This is a genomic window from Turneriella parva DSM 21527, assembly GCF_000266885.1.
Taxonomy (GTDB): Bacteria; Spirochaetota; Leptospiria; order Turneriellales; family Turneriellaceae; genus Turneriella; species Turneriella parva.
In genome coordinates this window covers 2,307,804-2,325,238 of record NC_018020.1, presented here as the reverse complement: position 1 = coordinate 2,325,238, position 17,435 = coordinate 2,307,804, and the positions used below count along the sequence as shown (strand labels likewise).

The 17,435-nt window shown below is 55.2% G+C and carries 20 protein-coding genes; 7 read left to right on the top strand and 13 right to left on the bottom strand.

Features of this window, described 5'->3' with window-relative positions; genetic code table 11:
* Position 1 precedes the first annotated feature (1 nt).
* Complete coding sequence (locus tag TURPA_RS11135; protein WP_014803408.1) at positions 2-1,243, bottom strand: MgtC/SapB family protein; 1,242 nt, start codon at positions 1,241-1,243, stop codon at positions 2-4.
* 89 nt (positions 1,244-1,332) lie between these two features.
* Here TURPA_RS11135 and TURPA_RS11130 point away from each other — a divergent pair, with 89 nt between their 5' ends.
* Entirely contained in the window at positions 1,333-2,187 is an 855-nt protein-coding gene (locus TURPA_RS11130; protein WP_014803407.1) for an NAD(P)-dependent oxidoreductase, read from the top strand.
* On the opposite strand, the gene TURPA_RS11125 is transcribed toward TURPA_RS11130, so the two are convergent.
* From TURPA_RS11125 to TURPA_RS23875, 3 genes are read right to left on the bottom strand one after another with little or no spacing between them, the layout of a single operon-like run.
* Positions 2,182-2,676, bottom strand: coding sequence for an Asp23/Gls24 family envelope stress response protein (locus tag TURPA_RS11125; RefSeq protein WP_014803406.1), 495 nt, complete (start codon positions 2,674-2,676; stop codon positions 2,182-2,184). The two genes, TURPA_RS11130 and TURPA_RS11125, sit on opposite strands and share 6 nt — an antisense overlap.
* Entirely contained in the window at positions 2,673-3,869 is a 1,197-nt protein-coding gene (locus tag TURPA_RS11120) for a BaiN/RdsA family NAD(P)/FAD-dependent oxidoreductase (protein WP_014803405.1), read from the bottom strand. Before TURPA_RS11120 ends, TURPA_RS11125 begins: the two co-directional genes overlap by 4 nt.
* Positions 3,866-4,258 (bottom strand): hypothetical protein, encoded by a 393-nt coding sequence (locus TURPA_RS23875; protein WP_041948467.1) that lies wholly within the window; start codon positions 4,256-4,258, stop codon positions 3,866-3,868. Before TURPA_RS23875 ends, TURPA_RS11120 begins: the two co-directional genes overlap by 4 nt.
* A 129-nt stretch (positions 4,259-4,387) precedes the next feature.
* Here TURPA_RS23875 and TURPA_RS11110 point away from each other — a divergent pair, with 129 nt between their 5' ends.
* Genes TURPA_RS11110 through TURPA_RS11095 form a run of 4 tightly spaced genes read left to right on the top strand, consistent with a single transcriptional unit; the run spans position 4,388 to position 8,481 of the window.
* A complete protein-coding gene (locus tag TURPA_RS11110) occupies positions 4,388-5,068 on the top strand; it encodes a 2,3-bisphosphoglycerate-dependent phosphoglycerate mutase (RefSeq protein WP_014803403.1) in 681 nt (226 codons plus the stop codon).
* 7 nt (positions 5,069-5,075) lie between these two features.
* Positions 5,076-5,294 carry a hypothetical protein gene (locus tag TURPA_RS11105; RefSeq protein ID WP_014803402.1) on the top strand — a complete coding sequence of 73 codons (219 nt, stop codon included), beginning with the start codon at positions 5,076-5,078 and terminating at the stop codon, positions 5,292-5,294.
* A complete protein-coding gene (locus tag TURPA_RS11100) occupies positions 5,285-5,794 on the top strand; it encodes a crossover junction endodeoxyribonuclease RuvC (protein WP_014803401.1) in 510 nt (169 codons plus the stop codon). The genes TURPA_RS11105 and TURPA_RS11100 overlap by 10 nt, the downstream gene beginning before the upstream one ends.
* A gap of 56 nt (positions 5,795-5,850) precedes the next feature.
* Positions 5,851-8,481 (top strand): DUF2339 domain-containing protein, encoded by a 2,631-nt coding sequence (locus TURPA_RS11095; protein WP_014803400.1) that lies wholly within the window; start codon positions 5,851-5,853, stop codon positions 8,479-8,481.
* Positions 8,482-8,504: 23 nt separating this feature from the next.
* Here TURPA_RS11095 and TURPA_RS11090 read toward each other — a convergent pair whose 3' ends face one another.
* From TURPA_RS11090 to TURPA_RS11080, 3 genes are all read right to left on the bottom strand, one after another.
* Positions 8,505-8,774 carry a DUF370 domain-containing protein gene (locus TURPA_RS11090; protein ID WP_014803399.1) on the bottom strand — a complete coding sequence of 90 codons (270 nt, stop codon included), beginning with the start codon at positions 8,772-8,774 and terminating at the stop codon, positions 8,505-8,507.
* A 79-nt stretch (positions 8,775-8,853) separates the two neighbouring features.
* Positions 8,854-9,801 carry a YicC family protein gene (locus TURPA_RS11085; RefSeq protein ID WP_014803398.1) on the bottom strand — a complete coding sequence of 316 codons (948 nt, stop codon included), beginning with the start codon at positions 9,799-9,801 and terminating at the stop codon, positions 8,854-8,856.
* Positions 9,802-9,870: 69 nt separating this feature from the next.
* A complete protein-coding gene (locus TURPA_RS11080; RefSeq protein WP_014803397.1) occupies positions 9,871-10,068 on the bottom strand; it encodes a hypothetical protein in 198 nt (65 codons plus the stop codon).
* Between the two features lie 91 nt (positions 10,069-10,159).
* On the opposite strand from TURPA_RS11080, the gene TURPA_RS11075 reads away from it, so the two are divergent.
* Entirely contained in the window at positions 10,160-10,909 is a 750-nt protein-coding gene (locus TURPA_RS11075) for a hypothetical protein (RefSeq protein ID WP_014803396.1), read from the top strand.
* Positions 10,910-10,926: 17 nt separating this feature from the next.
* On the opposite strand, the gene lpxK is transcribed toward TURPA_RS11075, so the two are convergent.
* The gene (gene lpxK / locus TURPA_RS11070) at positions 10,927-11,973 is read right to left on the bottom strand and encodes a tetraacyldisaccharide 4'-kinase (RefSeq protein WP_014803395.1); all 1,047 of its coding nucleotides are present in this window, start codon (positions 11,971-11,973) and stop codon (positions 10,927-10,929) included.
* Positions 11,974-12,055: 82 nt separating this feature from the next.
* Between lpxK and TURPA_RS11065 the strand changes: the two genes are divergently transcribed.
* Positions 12,056-12,754 carry a flagellar filament outer layer protein FlaA gene (locus tag TURPA_RS11065; protein ID WP_014803394.1) on the top strand — a complete coding sequence of 233 codons (699 nt, stop codon included), beginning with the start codon at positions 12,056-12,058 and terminating at the stop codon, positions 12,752-12,754.
* 27 nt (positions 12,755-12,781) lie between these two features.
* On the opposite strand, the gene TURPA_RS11060 is transcribed toward TURPA_RS11065, so the two are convergent.
* The 5 genes from TURPA_RS11060 to TURPA_RS11040 all read right to left on the bottom strand — a co-directional run bounded on the left by TURPA_RS11060 (position 12,782) and on the right by TURPA_RS11040 (position 17,401).
* On the bottom strand, positions 12,782-13,396 hold the full coding sequence (locus TURPA_RS11060) for a hypothetical protein (protein WP_014803393.1): 615 nt from the start codon (positions 13,394-13,396) through the stop codon (positions 12,782-12,784).
* A complete protein-coding gene (upp, locus tag TURPA_RS11055; RefSeq protein WP_014803392.1) occupies positions 13,396-14,016 on the bottom strand; it encodes a uracil phosphoribosyltransferase in 621 nt (206 codons plus the stop codon). The genes TURPA_RS11060 and upp overlap by 1 nt, the downstream gene beginning before the upstream one ends.
* Entirely contained in the window at positions 14,013-14,984 is a 972-nt protein-coding gene (locus TURPA_RS11050; RefSeq protein ID WP_014803391.1) for an oligopeptide/dipeptide ABC transporter ATP-binding protein, read from the bottom strand. Before TURPA_RS11050 ends, upp begins: the two co-directional genes overlap by 4 nt.
* A 45-nt stretch (positions 14,985-15,029) precedes the next feature.
* Positions 15,030-16,022, bottom strand: a complete 993-nt coding sequence (locus tag TURPA_RS11045; RefSeq protein WP_014803390.1) for a hypothetical protein — start codon at positions 16,020-16,022, stop codon at positions 15,030-15,032.
* Between the two features lie 83 nt (positions 16,023-16,105).
* Positions 16,106-17,401, bottom strand: coding sequence for a fibronectin type III domain-containing protein (locus TURPA_RS11040; protein ID WP_041948465.1), 1,296 nt, complete (start codon positions 17,399-17,401; stop codon positions 16,106-16,108).
* Positions 17,402-17,435: the final 34 nt, after the last annotated feature.

The following is a 17,435-nucleotide window of genomic DNA, read 5'->3' as shown; positions in this document are numbered from 1 at the left end:
TTCATGCCGCTGTAAAGCCCGCGGTCGCCAGCGCTGCAGCCACGGTCGCGCAGAGAATCAGGGAGAGAATGAGACCGAAACGATTTCGATGTCTCACCAGCAGAATGCCGACTTTAGACATAGAGGCGGCGGCTATCGCCACGAGCACGGCAGTGCGCGCGCTTGCTATATCCACAGTGCCGCGCGAAAGATCGAGCGCGATGGCAAGACTCACCCCTTGCAACTCGAATAGACCCGACAAAAACGCAACGAGCCAGAGGCCTGTATTCTGCAGCGTGCGGTGGGCGAGGTTAACGAGGGCGACGAGAGAAAAGACGAGCAAGCCGAGCTTCAGCACGCTCATGACACTCAGCGGCTTACCGGGTTCAGATTCAGGCGAAACGTCTGACCGTCGGGTAAAAAGCAGCGCGGCTATAGCGAGGTTCAGCCCGATCAACACCGCCAGCGGCACCGCGATCGCGGTGAGAAGATTTATCGACCCCATCGCCAGAACGGCTGCAAGTTCAGTGAGTGAAGCGGCATTGGCGAAAAGCGCCGAGGCCATGACGGCGCGTTCTGAATTCTTGTTCGCCTGCATGACATCTCTGAGACCCAGAAACACCGCAGTGCTCGAAACGATGCCGCCCAGAAAACCCGAAAGCGCGAGGCCTGCGCGTGCGCCAAAGATGCGCCGCGTCGCATAGCCGACGAACTGTAGAATTCCGATCAGCGACAGCAACGTCACGAGCTGTCGGGGGTTCATGACTCCAAAGGGGTCGACGGCATGGTTGGGCAAAAAAGGCACAACGCCGAACATGGCAATCAGCAGAATCGCTGCCGCCTGCAACTCGCTGCGCTGCAGCTTTTCGCGCGCAAACTTATGCAGAGTGTCGCGCGAAATTAGCAGCGCCAGCGTCGAAAGCCCCGTTGCCAGCCCGATCGCGGTATCGCGATAAAAGATGTAGCCCGTGCAATAGACGACAATCGCGGCGACCTCGGTCGTGAGCCCTGTGTCTCTGGCAGCCCCACTGCCGCCAGACGAGCGCCAATAGCTAAGGGCAATCAGCACGAAGAGCGCCGCAGCCACCGCACCCGTCAGCCAGTCGATCGCCAAGAATGCGCAGACAGTGCCCGCTAGAGCGAGCAGCGCAAAGGTTCTGACGCCGAGCGGGTCATGCGAGTTGCGGTGGTGGTGCTCACGTTCGATGCCAATCGCCAGACCGGTCATGAGAGAGAGCGCGAATGGGTGCACCTGATCAAGCATTGGGCAGCCTGGCTGCGACCGGCGCAATGTAAACCGAGTTCAAATGCGCGAAGCGCTTGCCGCTTTTTGTGTGCGGCGAACTTCGGTCAATGATCACGATTCTCGGTACGGGCCTTCTAGGTTCGGCTTTTGCGCGCGCATCGCTCAGGCGCGGTGAACAATTGGGCGTCTGGAACCGCACACTCGACCGCGCTGCACAGCTCGGCAAAGAAGGCGCAAAGGTGTTTATCGACGCAGGCGACGCAGTGCGCGGCGCCGAGCGTATTCACATGGTGCTCTCTGATGACGTAGCTGTCGAATCTGTGATCAAGACGATTCTGCCCGCTCTCGGCAAAGGCGCGCTGCTCGTCGACCACACGACAACATCCGTTGCAGGCGCGGTTGCCCGAACAGAGAAGCTCGCAGCGATCGGCGTCTTTTACCAGCATGCGCCGGTCTTCATGTCACCGCAAAATGCCCTCGATGCGGCCGGCGTCATGCTGCTGTCGGGCGACAAGAATCGTTTCGCAGCGCTTTCGCCGGTGCTCACACCGATGACGGGCAAACTGGCATGGCTTGGCCCCGAGCCTGGCCGCGCAGCAGCCATGAAACTTGCAGGCAATCTGATGCTGATGGCGGTGACGGCGGGTCTTGCCGATGTGGCGCGATTCTTGAAAAGTGAGGATTTCTCACCTGCTGATTTTTTGCAACTGCTTGAGCACTTCGACCCTGGTGCCAGCGTGAAGCCGCGCGCTGGTCGCATGTTCAGCGGCAGTTTCGAGAATCCGTCATGGGAGCTGAAGATGGCGCGCAAAGATGCAAGGCTCATTGCCGATGCGAGCACCTCTGCCACCGAAGCCCTGCGCTTCTTGCCCGCCATCGCCGCAGAAATGGACCGTTATATTGAAAAGGGATTCGGCGACAAAGACTGGACAGTCATGGGCCATGACCTGGCCGATCTATAACTTCTCGCCGCGTTGCAGCCAGTCGTCGAGGCGGGCCGTCTTGAACGTGTAGTCGTAGAATTCACCTGTACCAGACCATTCGCGCACACCGATGCGAGCGCCGATGCGCGCTTCGTCGAAAACTTTGGGGCCGACCAAAAATTCCTGATGATTGATCGCGATGAAGGCGGCATCGCCCTCGATGCTTTGCCGCTTCGCAGTGACAATGCCGTAAATGAGCAAGAACTCCGCGCCGCGCCTGATTTTGTTACTGCGACGCAGCGTGCGCAAGAACCAGAATACACCGATAAAGAACAAAATGCTCAGCACTGCCGCGACGGTATTTCTCTGCGGTGGCGATTTCCAGAAAATGCTCAGCATGACAGCCGATGACAGTGCAAATGCCAGAGCGATGATGCCAAATATGATGAATTTGGCTGTACGATCATTTCGCAGTGCCTCTCTCTCTGTCTCGTTGGCGGCAACGCTGTAATATTCGGGGCTCTTCATATAGATGGGTGTTGGCAGAAACTCAGCGCAGCATGCGCGGCAACGTACCCCTGCGAGACGCACGCCTGAATCAGAAACCCTCCCGTGGGGGCATGCCAGTCGAGCATTTCGCCCGCCACGAAAACTCCGGGCATCTTTTTCAGCATGAAGTTTTCGTCGACTTCGATGAGCGCAATGCCTCCCCTTGAAGAGATTGCTTCAGTGAGCGGCCGCGCCTCTTTCAACAACAACGGAAATTTTTTGATTGCGGCGGCGATGGACTCAGTCGAAGCCAATACCCCAGCGGGCGCGTGGTGAAACAGCAATGCGCTGCGCACGGCATCGAGTTTTAAAACCTTCACCGCGCGCCTGAGAGGTGCGAGATTTTCTGCAGCCGAGCCGAGGCGCGCTGCGATCGCGGCCGCCGTCAGGTCGCTCTTCAGGTCGAGAAACCCAATGCCAGTCTCGCCCACCGCGTAGACCGGTGTGCCCTCGATACCGTAGTCGGTGATCATGAGGTCACCTTTTCGGCTGCCTTTTCTCGTCTGCAGCTCGATATTCTTGAGCGGCTGCCTGCCAACCTCGCTGAGAAACTCAGGTTTCCAATCGACTGAAAATCCACAATTTGCGGATGCAAAGGGTACTTGTTGAATACCCGCCGCGGCAAGCATCTTCTGCCAATCAGCCGATGCTCCCTGCGGCAACCAACTCGCACCCCCGAGAGCAAAGACGACTGCAGAAACCCTTAACTCTTCACCCGAAGCCAGCTGCACAACGTATGTGGAATCTATTTCACGGCGCAGAGCGACAACTTCGCATTCGGTCTTGAACTGTACCTGCCGCCGCTGGAGCAAGGCCAGCCAGCGCTTCACCAGATTGGTGGCTTTCAGCTCTTCAACGAAATAGCGATCGCTCGTACCCTTAAAGGTCTTCAACCCGAGGTTCGCGAGAAATTCTAACCAATCGCGCACTGAGAATTTCCCGAAGAGCTTATGCCAGTCAATTTCTGGTCCCTCGAAAGAGCGCAGAAAATCGGGCAACGGCAAGGCGCTCGAAATGTTGAGCCCCGAGCCCCCGGCAATCAGTAGTTTTCGCCCCATGGCTTTTTGCTTTTCGCACAGCACAACCGCCGCCCCGCCTTCGGCCAGCACGGTTGCTGCCATGAGGCCTGCCGGGCCCGAACCGACCACAAGCGCGGTCGGCTGCGCCGTCACCGGTTCTCCTCTGTATGGTTGAATAGCAGCCAGATGATCAAGACCGGCAGCGCCGCCAAAAAAAGCGGGGGCAGCAGTTCGAGACGGCTGAGAATCGCCCCCCGCCAAGAGATGTACGCATGCGTCGCCCACAGGGCAGACTGCGACCAAACCAGCGCGAGCACTGCGACGAGGCCAGGCCGCACGTTAAAACCGGTCAAAAGCCCAAACCCCACAACCGACCCACCGGCTGCGAGCAGATGGGCAGTTGTTCGCGCGATGGTGAGACCTTCGCCCATAAGATTGTTCTGCGCATAGGCGGCCCACACAGGTGAGCCGAGGCCGAGCACGAGGTAGAAGATCCAGGCGTTACCTTGAGGGGCGCTTTTGGGAAAACCTGGCATCGCCACCGGCGACGATTAACGGTGTATAATCAAAGCGGCAAGCAAATGGCAGGGTGGCAGGCGTGAACTCGCGCGTGCACCTTTACGTGAGTCACCATCTGCTTTACGGGCACTGTCGAAGACCAAAGTCAGCGCATGGCAAAACTCGTCTTGATTCGCCACGGCCAGTCGCTGTGGAACCTGCACAACCTCTTCACCGGATGGGTCGACGTGCCACTCTCAGCACAGGGCGTTCAAGAGGCGATTGCCGCAGGCAAGCGACTCTCACACGAAAAATTCGATATCATTTATACATCCACCCTGATACGCGCCATCACGACTGCGATGATTGTCATGTCTGAAAACCTGGAGGGCAAAGTGCCGATTCTGCAAAAAGAAAACGCAGAAAAACCCGGCGACTGGTTCAAGATCTATTCACCCGCTTCTGAGGCGAACAGCATTCCCGTCTATTCAGCGTGGCAGCTCAACGAGCGCATGTACGGTGAACTGCAGGGAATGAATAAAGAAGAAACAGCGAAGAAGTTTGGCGATGCGCAGGTGAAAATCTGGAGGCGCAGCTACGACGTTCCGCCACCGCAGGGTGAGTCGCTGAAAGACACTGCTGCGCGCTCGATACCCTGGTTTGAAAAAAACATCGAGCCGAAGCTGAAAGAAGGCAAGAATATTCTCGTCGCCGCGCATGGCAATAGTTTGCGCTCAATCATCATGCACCTTGAAAAGCTGACCGAAGCTCAGGTGCTCGAACTCGAACTCAAAACCGGTGAGCCGGTGGTGTTCAACGCCGAGCGCGGCACGATCGTGCGGAGCGCCGGCTAACCCCAGCATGCGCAGCGAACTCGCGCTGCTCGTTCTACAATACCTCTACGACCGCGCCGGCCGGCAAATCGACATCGGCGAACTCGAGGTACAGCTCGGCAAAGATATACATGTGCTGCGCCCGGCGATTGAAGATCTAAAAACCAACGGCTTCATCAACGAAGACGAGTACCGACTCGAAATTCTGCCGACGGGCAAACATTTCGCGCAAAGCCGATGGGTTTGAAATTTCTTGGTCTCGACCCGGGTTACGCGCGTATGGGCTACGGTCTCATCGAGGTCGAAGGTAATCGCGCCGGCTTCTGCGACGCAGGTGTTGTCGAAACAAGCCCGAAACAGGCAGAAGGCCATCGGCTCGCCCTCTTGCAGGATTTCATGCGTACTCTCTTCGCGAAACACGAGATTGAGCATGCAGGCCTCGAACAGGTTTTTTTGCGCCGTGATCTGACAACAGGCATTCGCCTTTCTGAAGCCCGCGGCGTGATTGTGATGAACCTCTACCTGGCGAAGATACCCTACTCTGAAATTTCTCCCACGTCGATGAAAAAATCGATCACTGGTTCGGGCACCGCGCAGAAAAAGACGCTGCAGCTGATGACTGCGAAGCTGCTGAACCTGCCCGCGCAGATGAAAATAGACGACGCGGCCGATGGGCTGGGGCTCGCATTCTGTGCCTGGCTCAGATGGCAGGCATTGCAGCTGAAACTCAAAACCCAGCGGCCTTAAGCCACTTGCTGCAACGATGCAGTTGACCCGCCACCGCCACCTCAGCATTCAGCTATATGGATCAGGCGCAGCTTGAAAATCTTGAAAAGAAACTGGGTTCGCTCGAAACCGAAGTCTTCAAACTTCGTTCTGAGCTTGAGCGGGCAAAGCGTGGCGCTGGCGCTCCGGTGCAGGCAATCGCGCAGCCCGCCGCAAAGGCTGTAGCAACGGCTGAGCAAACCAGGCCAGCAGCAGCGCCCCTCAGTACCCCAAAGGCGACACCAAGCGCTGCTGCACCAGCAGAGGGCGACAGCTTCTCATGGGAATGGCTGATCGGCGGTAATATCATCGGTAAAATCGGCATCGTCACCCTCATTGTTTCGACCGCGCTATTTATGGTCTATGCGCTCGACCAGGGCTGGCTCAGCGAATGGGTGCGGTTGCTGATGCTGCAGGCGGCGTTCGGTGCACTCGGTTTCTTGAGTTACCGGCTCTATAAGAAAGAATACCGCTACATACCCGAGATACTGGCGATTACTGCGCTCGCTGCCAACACGATAGCGATCTATTCTGCGCATTTCATATACCACTTTCTCAGCCGCAGCGAAACCATGGCGATGATGTTTTTTCTCATGGCGCTCTCGCTTGCCTTCGCCAGACGCATACGGTCGACGGCGCTCGCCGTAATACTCTTTGCCGGCTTCTTCGCGTTGCCCGTCATTCATTCAACCGGCGTCAATGAGCCTGTTGCTTACTGCACCTATCTTTTCGCGGTCAATGCGCTCTTCTTCTTGCTGCAACAGTTTCGCCAGTCGCCCCAGGCGATGTGGGTCATTCTTGCCGGCAATGCCCTGAGTATTTTTGGCTGGGTCGGCACCTACAATCAATACGCGCTGACCGCGGTCGTCTTTTGCGCACTGACTCTGGCGATGCTGCTCTATACTGCACACACCGCCGAATGGGCAGAGAAAATCAGAGATTTTTTTCACCCGGCTTCGGTTATCAGCCTAAACGTCGTCTATGCGGCGATGATCTCGTCGGTGCTTTCGGCCAATAAAGATTTTACCCGCGAAATTTATGCGATTGCTGTGTTGTGCCAGGCGGCGCTGAATCTCGTCGTGCTGCAGTTTGCCGCCGCCAGGCGCTACCATCTGTCGGCCGCGAGCCTCATTGTGCTGCTGCTCCTGGCCACCGGCATTGCGACGTTGATCGACGGCCCCGCGCAAAGGCTGAGCATCGCGGTATTACTCACAGCTGCGCTCTACTTCAGCGGCCGCGCCAATGATTCGCTGCTTTACTTCGGCGCAATCATCGCCAACGGCATTAACCTGATATCTCTTTTTTCATCTCTCTCTCACTCAAGAGACGCATGGTTCTTGCTGAACTTTCAGGCGGTCGGGTTCTTTTTCTACGCCGCAGCGAGTATTTGGCTTCGCGCAAAATCTATCTGGCCGCTGCAATTCAACTTCGGCCCGGTTCTGACCGGCGTTGCCCTGCTGACCTCTTTCGTCGGCATCATCTCAGAATTGCAGCGTATCGTAACAGGCAAAGACGCGCGACTGCTCATGGTCACGCTTGTTTTTGCTGCGTATGCCCTCGTGCTGCTTTTTACAGGTTTCAAGTACAGAAAGGTCTGGTTTCGCCAGGCGGGCCTTTTCTTCATGGGTTTGGCGATTGCAAAATTCTATCTGGTCGATATCTGGCAATGGGATAAATCGATTCGCATTCTTGCCGGTATCATCATGGGAGGGGGACTCGTGCTGGTTAGTTTCTACTATGAAAAATTCCGCAGCAAGTTCAAAGAACTTGGACTCGTGCTGCTCATCGGTGGCGCCGTGCTTTCTGGCGGCAGTGTCGAGGCGGCTGAAAAATTCAAGCCCAACCGCTTCAAATTCGTGAAAGACCTGCAGCTTGCCTCAGACAGCGTGGGCGAAAACCGCTACGGCCGGGTTCTCGTCGATGCGGAGCTCTACCGCACTGCGGGTGAAAACGATCTGAGGCTGGTCTACGACGGCAAATTGATCCCTTACGCGCGGCAGACATACAAGACGGGCGAAGACCGAAAGGTCGAGAAAGAAATTCCCGTGTCGTCGCTGCTGACCTCGGTCGACGGCGAGAACAACTCCATTTTCGTTTTCGAAAACAAAGACCGGGTTCGGGCCAACAACCTGAAGCTCAGCTTCAAAGAAGCAGATTTCAGCCGCGAAGTGCAGATCTACCACCGCCCCGGCAAGTTCGACACGAAGAACCTCGTGAAAACGCAGACGATCACCAAGAAAGCCGGCAAACCGGAGCAGCATACGATCGATTTCGAACAGCTTTCTGGTGAAATTCAGGTGCACATACGCAACGACGACGATGAACCTTTGACGCTGGCGCAGTTTATCACAGTGTCAGACAAAGAATACCTGGCGTTTCGAATTCCTGAAAAGTTTTCAAGCGAAAAAAAGACGCTGCAGCTTTATTACGGCGCCGAATATGCGCAAAAGCCACGTTACGACATCAATGATGCAGTTGCTGGCGGTACCGAATATGCAGAATTTAGTCTGGCAACTGGTAAACCCAACCCGGCCTTTAAACTGACGTTGTTCGACCCCCCTTATTCGATCTGGCTTTTCAGGGTGGTTTTCTGGCTGCTGTTGTTATTGATCGCCTGGCAAATGTACGCCGTCTACCGCCGAGAGAAGCTGCAGGCCGGGAGTCACTAGCGGCCTGCTGAGAAGAAACCTGCTTAATCTTCTACCGCTTCTTCTTCGCCTGAAGCAGCTGGCCTTTCGAGGCGTTGGGTCAGCGCTTCTGGGCGCATCGCCGAAAGAAAAATAAACTCGCTGTCGGTCAAGACCATCGAGCGCAGCTTGCGGCCCATGGTGCAGTCGATAAGGTTGTTATTTTCGCGCCCTTGATCACGCAATCTCTTGGCAACTGCAGTCTCGGGGGTGATGATCGCGACGATCTTATCGATCGCAACGCTGTTCGAAAAGCCGACGTGCAATAACTTCACGGTTCGACTCCGCTCAGAAGGCAGAGACTCGCCATCGCTCGTCGCACCGCAGGTATTTTCTTAAACTTGTTCATTTAGATTACTCCAAATTGCGTACTTGTTCGCGCAGGCGTTCGATTTCAGTCTTCATGATGACGGTGAGCGAATTGATCTCGGCGTCTTGTGCCTTGGCCCCGATGGTGTTTGCCTCGCGCTGCAGCTCTTGCAAGAAGAACTCAAGCTCCCGCCCGGCGCTTTCTTGTTTCTTAAAAATTTCAAGCATGCGCGTAATGTGCATACCGATGCGGCTGATCTCTTCGCTCACGTCGTGGTGCACAGAACGTAAAATATCCTCTTTACGCTCGTTCCAGATCAGATTGGCAACATGCACCTTATCGCGAACCGATCGTGAATGTTCGGCCGAACCTCGCCCCCGCCCGGTATTCGGTGTAAGCCCGGCGTCACCCGGCGGAGTTCCGAAAAAATCGGTGTAGATGCGGTGCCTGACGGCGATCAGCTTCTTGCGATGCGACTGCGAATGCAGAACGGCGATTCGCCGCTGCACGCGTGCGAGGTAACGCAGGTGCGTCAGACAAGCGCGGGTCGTGCGCCGACCCTCGGCGATGCGCGCGCGCTGCATTTTTATCAGCGCGCGTAGCAGATGAAAGTCAAATTTTGTCTGGTAGCTTCGCCAGTTCTTGACACGCCGCTCGATAAAACCCGGCAGATGCAGATATTCCCGTGCATCGAGCGTGACTTTTTTCTTACCGAGCTTCGAGGCAAGAAATTTCTCGTATTGGGCCAGAATGTCTGTATTGAAAGTATAGTCCGCCGGCAGAGGTGCCGCGCTCATCAGCGAAACTTCAACTCGCCCCCGGCCGATGCGGGCGCGAATAATATCTTCAGCGTGTGCTCTGAACCACGCGAGCTCTTCGGGAAACTTTAACTCGATATCGAGAAACCGGCTGTTGAGGCTTCGTGCCGCGCAAACAATTTGTACACCTTCGGCGCTAAAATGGCTCTCGCCATAACCTGTCATGCTCTGCATGATAGTTTAGCCTTCGGTGCCTGGGCGCAGCGGCTGGCGAAAATGTCGAACCACACCGCGCAAAACACTTCAGGCTTTGATATCCACGCCTTTTTCCGAATCGATAACCTGACCAGATTCGTTTGAGGCGTGAGCTGCGCGTTTTTCCTGCGGCGCGAGACCGTTTTGCCCCCTGATCGTCAGGTACAGCAGAGCTTTGAGGTCCTCCGATGAGATGACGGTGGGCTGCGCGGCTTCACGATTGTTGATTTCTTGTATGCCTTGCATAGACTCCCTCTCATTCTGAATGTCGTCACGCAGACCTCAAGCCTTAAGTTTTTTTTCTCACTTTTTTTTTGCGGCTGCCGAAATATGTCTCATGAGGATCTATAGACTCACAGCTGTTGCCGCCCTGTTTTCGGCCCTTGGCGCCCTTTCTGCGGGGCCTGAAATCTACGATCCGCTTGAGGCCTTTAAACGGGCCAACAGCCTCAGCGAGCGCCCCACGACCGAGACAGTCGTCGCAGGCCGGGTCACAGAAAAGGCACGGTTTGCTTACCAGAACGGCCTGCTCGTGCGTACCGACTATTTGACTGCAAAAAATGAGCCTGCCGGCCACACAGTCTTCGAATATGAAAACTCGGTGCTGAAAACCGAACGGCTGTACGATGCAGCGGGCAATCTGACAGAAGAAATTCAATACAAATACCGCTCGGGTAGACTCGAAAAATCCCTCGTTCACGATATTCGCGGCAATGCCAAAATCGAATGGCAATACACCTATGACAAATCGGGGGCGCTCGTTGCCGGCAAACGCCTGCTTGCGGGTAAACTGACCGAATCTTTCAAACTGACGATGACACCCGGCTCATCGACGCAGAATATCTATAATGCCAAGGGCGAACTCACGTCAAAAGTCGAATCGGTCTACGAAAACGGTTTGCTGCAAAGCCGCATGAAAACCGGTCTTGTGGGCGCACGCTTTGCACAATACCGCTATAACGCCAAAAAGCAACTCATTGAAATCATTTACCATGACACGGTGCGCGGTGAGAAAGTGTTGGTCAAAAAGCACCAGTTTGACTATTCGCTGAATACCGAGCCTGCCAAGACAGCCCTCAAGAATTAAGAATATCCGTTTCCGGGTCAGGCCGAATGCAACAGCCGGGCCTTGAGTCCCTCTTTGAGCAAAATTTCGTTATCCATAATCTCAAACTCGATTTTCAGATAATAGAACTGCCTTAAGCCTGCAAGACGGGGCATGTGCTTGCGCAGGCGCACATAGTCTTTTTCGGTCGTCACGACCAGATCGTATGGGCGCACCCTGGTCAGAACCATTTCGATATCCCGGTCAGAGAAGTCATGGTGATCGCGAAAACTGATCTGCTCGACATTTTCAGCACCGGCACGGCGCAGCATCTCTTCAAAAGCACGGCTGTTCGCGATCGCCGAAAGTGCCCAAACGGTTTCGTGTTTTAATATGTCAGTCGCCACGGTCTTAGGCATAACCTGTGGAGTATAGTCGTGCGGTATCTGCACGAGCCCCTTCACCGCGTGCCGGCTGGTAAAAATATGCGAGAGGCCAGAAAGCCCAAGCACCTTTTCTTTGAGATCGTCGAGATCAGAACTGCTAACGAGATCTGTTTTGGTCAGCACAATCGCATGCGCACGTGCCAGGTTGGCGACGGGTTCGCGCAAGATGCCCTGTGGCAAGAGCCGGCCGCTGCCGAACGGATTCGTCGCGTCTATCAACACGACATCGGCATCGCGGCCAATGCGGTAATGCTGAAAACCATCGTCGAGCAGAAAGAAATTGGTGCCGAATTCTTTAACCAGCCGCTGCGCATTCTTGAGCCGGTTGCGGCCCACGGCCACCTTGACACCCGGCAGATTGACCGCCATCAGGTAGGGTTCATCGCCCGATTCGTCGCTCGTCAGATGCAGCCGGTAGCCGTCAGAGAGCAGATTCGTCTGGTGCGCCAGCTTGCCGCCATAACCGCGACTCAGCACCGCCTGGTTCGGAAACTCAGCGCGCAATAACTTGCTGAAATAAATTGTTGCAGGCGTTTTTCCGGTGCCACCCGTCGTGATGTTGCCGACCGAAAGAACCCTCGCGCCCTGAATGCGCATGCTCTTGGTGAGGCGCTTATTTAAGCGATCGCCGAATGAATAAAGCTTTTCGAGGGGATTCATGAATGTTCTGATACTTCTCGTGTATTCTGCGAGACGGCGTCGAGCGGTTTGCTTGCCTAAGGCCCACTGTTTTTTTCTGATAGTGCTCGCAACTTGCCTCTTTGCCGCCGATGCACCCCATTCGTTCTGGTATGGTCAGACGGCCGATGACGTCACCGTCTTTAGGCTGGTGACCGATTTTCAACTCAAAACCATACAACCCGACAGAAATTATCTGCACCAGGTTAGCGCCCGCATAACGGCGGTACATCCGACGAATGAAAAAGACGGCAATGCCAAAGAAGCCTTTCTCACCGATTGGCAGCTTGTGCAAAAAACCGAGCAGCTCGCGGGCAAACCGGCGACTGCGTTCGGCGCGCAATCGACCGAATACCGCTGGAACGTCGAACGCCCGGGCAAAGATGTTCTATACCTTAAGCCGCGCCGCGAACTATTTCTGCCCGACCGCAACCGGGTCTTTTCATTCTATGCCCGTGGGGCGCAGCACGCGCACCAGATCTTCGCTTTGTTTCGCGGCCCCAATGGCCTGCAGCAAGAAATCTTCATCTGCTCGCTCGACTTCACCGGCTGGAAAAGATTCGAAGTCGTGATACCACCCTATTTGCGCGCCAGAAACCCGCTCAAACAAAACCGCTTCGAGCTCTACTTTAAGGGATTAAAAATACAAAGCCATTTCAGAGACCAACCGGGAATGTCGGTCTTCAATCTCGCGCAAATGGTGATTATGGCAGACACCTCTGACAAAAAAATACCGGGCGCAGACATGCCCATGGATTTCTGACTAGCAGGTTACTCTTTCAGCAACCTGCTAATCAAGATTTATATCTGTCAGTAGTTTCTGCGCGTCGGTTTCGAGCTCAATCTGCTCGATTTCGATATAGTCGGGCTTAAAGACATGCACCAGCGACTGCAACACCAGGTTTGAATCGAGGTACCAGACAATGCGCTTGGGTTCGAATGCGCAGTTGACTATTTTGATCTTGCCGAGTACATCGACTTCGGGCGGTATTTGCATCAGAATAAAATTGAGGTCAAAGCCGAAAAAGCGCTTCTTCTTGTTGACCATGAAGAATGGCGAATCGCCGCGTGTCAAATGGTACAGAATCGTGTCTTGTAACTCGCTCGAAAAGCGGGTGCTGATCTTGATTATATCTGGCCTGCGTGTGCCAAAGAAGCGCGCTTTGGCAAGCCGCATCTTCACCGTGTGCGCAGTCACCTCTTCTTTCTGCAGCTGAAAATCGAAATAGATCTCGCCGGTCTTGAGCCCGACGATGCGCTCATTACCTTCGTGAATTATGCCGCGCAGATGCAGAGCCCGGTGCGCACATAAGAAGCGCAGGCTTTTCAGCCTGTCATGCTGCGACACGACATGCTCAGCAAGCAGCTGGTTCAAAACACGCTGGCGGGTGACGGCTTTGTACATCAGCTGTTGAAATACCGGTCACCGGCGTCGCCGAGGCCCGGCAAAATATACCCTTTATTGTTGAGCTTGTTGTCAATTGCCGCGGCGTAGATCTGCACATCGCTGTGCGCCTTCTCTACATGCCGCAAACCCTCTGGGGCGGCGAGCACGCTGATCGCACGAATCATTGCCGGCTTGTGTTCTTTGAGCTTACCCAGCGTAAAATCGAGTGAGCCGCCGGTTGCCAACATCGGGTCGAGCACCCAAACCTCGGCATCTTTCAGTGCCGGTGTCTTGTAATAATAGAATCTGGGCCTCAGGCTTACGTGATCGCGTTCGACGCCAACATGCCCAACCGAGGCCTCGGGTATCAGTTGCCTGAAGCCTTCGAGCAGCCCGAGGCCTGCGCGCAGAATCGGCACGAGCACTATCGGGCGTTTGAGCTTCGTGCCGGCAGCTTTCATCAGGGGCGTCAGCACCGTCGTCTTCTGCACGGCAAGCTCGGCCGAAATCAACGCGCACATGATTGTGCTGATTTCATTCATCGTGCGCGCAAACAGCGTGTAGGGCGTCTTCTTATCTCTCAGCAGCGTAATTTTCGTCTGCAACAGGGCGTGCTTTGTGTAATCGATTGTTTTCATGCTACCACCGGGTTATAACAGGCATAGGTGTCGAGTGCGGTAACGCCTGTACGCTGTGACGGAAACTCTCTGCTGCAGTCATCGACGATATTTTCGCAGCGCGGGGCAAACGGGCAGCCCGGGGGCTGGTTGACAGGCGAAGGTATTTCACCCGGCAGGGCGTAAAAGTCGCGGCTGCGAAAATCGGTATCGAGTTTACTTTTTGCCAGAGCGCGCGTATAGGGGTGCCGGCTCTTCTCGAATATGTATTCTGCCGAAGCCGCCTCGACGATGCGCCCCAGGTACATGACCGCGACACGATCTGAAAACCAGCGCACCACCGAAAGGTCGTGCGTGATAAAGAGTGCCGCAAAACGGTATTCTCTTCGCAAATCGGTCAGCAGATTCAGAATCTGCGCCTGAATCGAAACGTCGAGTGCGCTGATGGGTTCATCAAGAATCAGATAACGCGGTTTCAAGACAAGCGCGCGGGCAATCGCGATGCGCTGCCGCTGCCCGCCGCTGAATTCATGAATCTTTTTCGGCATCTGCTCTGCAGTCAGACCCGTTGCCGCGAGAATTTCGGCGACCCGGTCTCGGCGCGCCGCGCGCGACATTCGCAGCAGTTTTTTGCGAATAACAATCGGTTCTGAGACGATCTGCTCAACCGTCATCCACGGGTTCATCGACGAGGCGGGGTCTTGAAACACAATGCCGAGGTTGCGGCGCAGCTCTTGCCAATCGTTAACATTCATCGTGCGGCTGTCTTTGCCGTCAAAGATGAAATGGCCCGCATCGGGACGGTAAAGCCCCATCAGCACGCGTGCGAGTGTGCTCTTACCGCTGCCTGATTCGCCGACCAGGCCCAGTACTTCGTTTTCTTTGATCTCGAGCGAAACGTTTTGCAACGCCTTAACGGTCATGCGCTCGCGCGAAAAGAAACCTTTTTTGACCGAAAAGTTTTTTGAAATTTCCTGTACGGATATCATAACGCTATCGGGTCAAATTAGAATACCGCTTCGTGCCTGCCACCATCACTCTATGGGTGTGAAGTCGAGCCTGATCATCGCCGTCAGGCCAACAACCAGTGCGCGCTGTGTCGCAACGTATTTCATCGTATTGCAAACCGTGTCGGCCGCCTGGCCAATGTCGTTGCTGCACATTTCGGGCGTCGTGCTGCCCGCGGCGGGCCTAACGTTGCGCAGCGAATCCGATTCGCTCCACCACCACTGCGCGCGCGCGATATTCAAACCAATCGCCACCTCTTCGCTAACATGGTAGAAGAAGCCGAAATAGCCCCAGCTTTCAACCAGCGAGCGCGTGCCGAAGTTGAGCGCAAAATGCGCTTCGTACTGCAAAAAGAATGTCATGAAGGGTTTATCCCCATTGAGCCAAAAATATTGCAGGCCGGGCCTTAGCACATATTTGGTTTCGGCAACGTTCGCCGAATGCCGGCCCCAGTTGTCGCGCTCTTCATAACGCGAGTCGCTGTACCAGGTGTAATGGATACGGTTCTTCAGTTCAAACACCCAGTTTTCACCGGGCAAAAATTCGAGTTTCTGCCGCCAGGTGATGTCACCGATAGCGGCGTGTTCTGGGCGGCTGTTGGTGTTGAGCCAAAACCAATCCCATGCCGCGGCGTTCACCCAACCTGCCGAAACCCAATCGTTTCGATGCCTTTCGCCCTGAGCATAGCGATAAAAACCGCCGATCATCAGATGAGGATTCAGGTTGAAATAGGTACCGAGCGTCGCATGCCAGGGCTGCTGCTGATAATTCTTCTGCGCCCCGGGTGTGGTATTATTACCACCGCCCACGCGCGACGGCCCCTGAGCCGCGTTTTCAAACCGGTAATTTGTTTCAAGAAGCGGCAGCCAGTTATCGTAGCGCGCCTGCGCGCGCAGAGTGCCCGAATAAAAAGTTGTCTCGCGCGCCGCCTGAGGTACCGGGCTTGCCCATGAAAATATTGTCGTCGGGGCCAGCCACACGAGCAGCGCAGGTAAAAATACGAGGCGCCCTCTTGACATGCGCTTAACGTCAGTGAAGCAATCTGCCGCGACAAGCAATAATTATCGCAGCGCAGGGGTGCAGAAATAGAGAACCATGCGCCTCAGAAACGGCGCGTCAGCCCGAAGTATATCGGCACAAATTTCAGTACGCCCTGCGGATCAAAAGTGAAATTAATGCCCACCCCTGTGTAGAGTGACGTGCGATCGCTGAGCGCATAGTGCAGCTCTGTAGCAGGCATAACTCCCCATTGTAAAACCGAACCCGAAGCAGCTGAAGACAAAACAAAAAAGACGTTCGGCCCCGTCGAAAGCGAGACGAAGACACTGAAACCTTTACCGAGAGTGATCGGATAATACACACCAGGATACAGATTGGTGAAAACCATCGCATCATAGACATTGGTTTTTGACGGCGAATAGGCAGCCGTCAACTTCAGCTGCGGATAAAAATAACGAAAGAACGGCTTGTCATAACGAACAAAAGCCGCCGCACCGAGCGAAACGCGAAAAAAATCGAGGTTTGTGTCTTGAATGCCGGCGACCAGATCGGCGCCCCACCAGAATGAGCTCTCGGCAGATACGGCGTTGCCCGACCTGCTTGCCTCGGCGACCGACGCGCTGCGGCCCGGTATTGCATGAATAAGCGAATAACGCTGCTCACCGCCCTTTTTCTCGACCGCGACATAAAAGGCAGCACCTGCGGGCGGGGTGAGATCGGCAGCGGCAGACTGGGCCGAGGCAGACGATACGGCATCGGCTTTCAGGGCTGCGTGGTGATCGGCACGCAGCTTGTCAGCGATCACCAGCTTCTCTTTGAGCAGCGCCAGATTCTCTTCGGCTTCCAGGTGCTCTTCAGACGGTTTGGGTCTTGTTGCGCGAAAAGGTGAAAGGCGCGAATAAGTGCCTGTCTTGAATTTCGTCACCGCAGCGACCTGAAAGAAATATTCGCCCGGGTCGAGGTCGAGCAGAACATAATTTTCATCGATCTGGCGGGTATCGAGAAGCTTTTTGGATGCGTCGAAAACCTTGACACTGTACGCGGCGGCACCCTCAACAGGCGACCACTCAAGCCGGGTCTGCTTCTTTTTCGGGGCACGCGCATCGAGCGCCGCGAGCTCTGTCTCGGCGCGTTTGATGTCGTCTCTTAGCCGGTCGCGTTCGGCACCGAGTTCTGCAATGCGCCTGACGTGCGCATCGGCCTCAACTTTCTTCTCGGGGGATATAAAATAGAACTCGAATTCGCCGCCACCGGTAAGCGGCGCGGCATTGAGTCGTTCTGCATAGATGTCGCCGAGCGCCGGCAGCGCGAGCAAAAAGAGAAACCCAAATATCTGAATAGAATGAGCGGCGCGCATCGGGGTACAATAGCGAACACCGTAGGCCGCGAGGTGCGTCAAGTAATACTGCGTTTACCTGTGCCTAAAAACAACT

Bases quoted from the DNA above. Each gene is read 5' to 3' on its own strand.
- TURPA_RS11135 (WP_014803408.1), bottom strand. From the start codon at position 1,243: ATGCTTGATCAGGTGCACCCATTCGCGCTCTCTCTCATGACCGGTCTG.
- TURPA_RS11130 (WP_014803407.1), top strand. From the start codon at position 1,333: ATGATCACGATTCTCGGTACGGGCCTTCTAGGTTCGGCTTTTGCGCGC.
- TURPA_RS11125 (WP_014803406.1), bottom strand. From the start codon at position 2,676: ATGAAGAGCCCCGAATATTACAGCGTTGCCGCCAACGAGACAGAGAGA.
- TURPA_RS11110 (WP_014803403.1), top strand. From the start codon at position 4,388: ATGGCAAAACTCGTCTTGATTCGCCACGGCCAGTCGCTGTGGAACCTG.
- TURPA_RS11105 (WP_014803402.1), top strand. From the start codon at position 5,076: ATGCGCAGCGAACTCGCGCTGCTCGTTCTACAATACCTCTACGACCGC.
- TURPA_RS11100 (WP_014803401.1), top strand. From the start codon at position 5,285: ATGGGTTTGAAATTTCTTGGTCTCGACCCGGGTTACGCGCGTATGGGC.
- TURPA_RS11095 (WP_014803400.1), top strand. From the start codon at position 5,851: ATGGATCAGGCGCAGCTTGAAAATCTTGAAAAGAAACTGGGTTCGCTC.
- TURPA_RS11085 (WP_014803398.1), bottom strand. From the start codon at position 9,801: ATGCAGAGCATGACAGGTTATGGCGAGAGCCATTTTAGCGCCGAAGGT.
- TURPA_RS11080 (WP_014803397.1), bottom strand. From the start codon at position 10,068: ATGCAAGGCATACAAGAAATCAACAATCGTGAAGCCGCGCAGCCCACC.
- TURPA_RS11075 (WP_014803396.1), top strand. From the start codon at position 10,160: ATGAGGATCTATAGACTCACAGCTGTTGCCGCCCTGTTTTCGGCCCTT.
- lpxK (WP_014803395.1), bottom strand. From the start codon at position 11,973: ATGAATCCCCTCGAAAAGCTTTATTCATTCGGCGATCGCTTAAATAAG.
- TURPA_RS11060 (WP_014803393.1), bottom strand. From the start codon at position 13,396: ATGTACAAAGCCGTCACCCGCCAGCGTGTTTTGAACCAGCTGCTTGCT.
- upp (WP_014803392.1), bottom strand. From the start codon at position 14,016: ATGAAAACAATCGATTACACAAAGCACGCCCTGTTGCAGACGAAAATT.
- TURPA_RS11050 (WP_014803391.1), bottom strand. From the start codon at position 14,984: ATGATATCCGTACAGGAAATTTCAAAAAACTTTTCGGTCAAAAAAGGT.
- TURPA_RS11045 (WP_014803390.1), bottom strand. From the start codon at position 16,022: ATGTCAAGAGGGCGCCTCGTATTTTTACCTGCGCTGCTCGTGTGGCTG.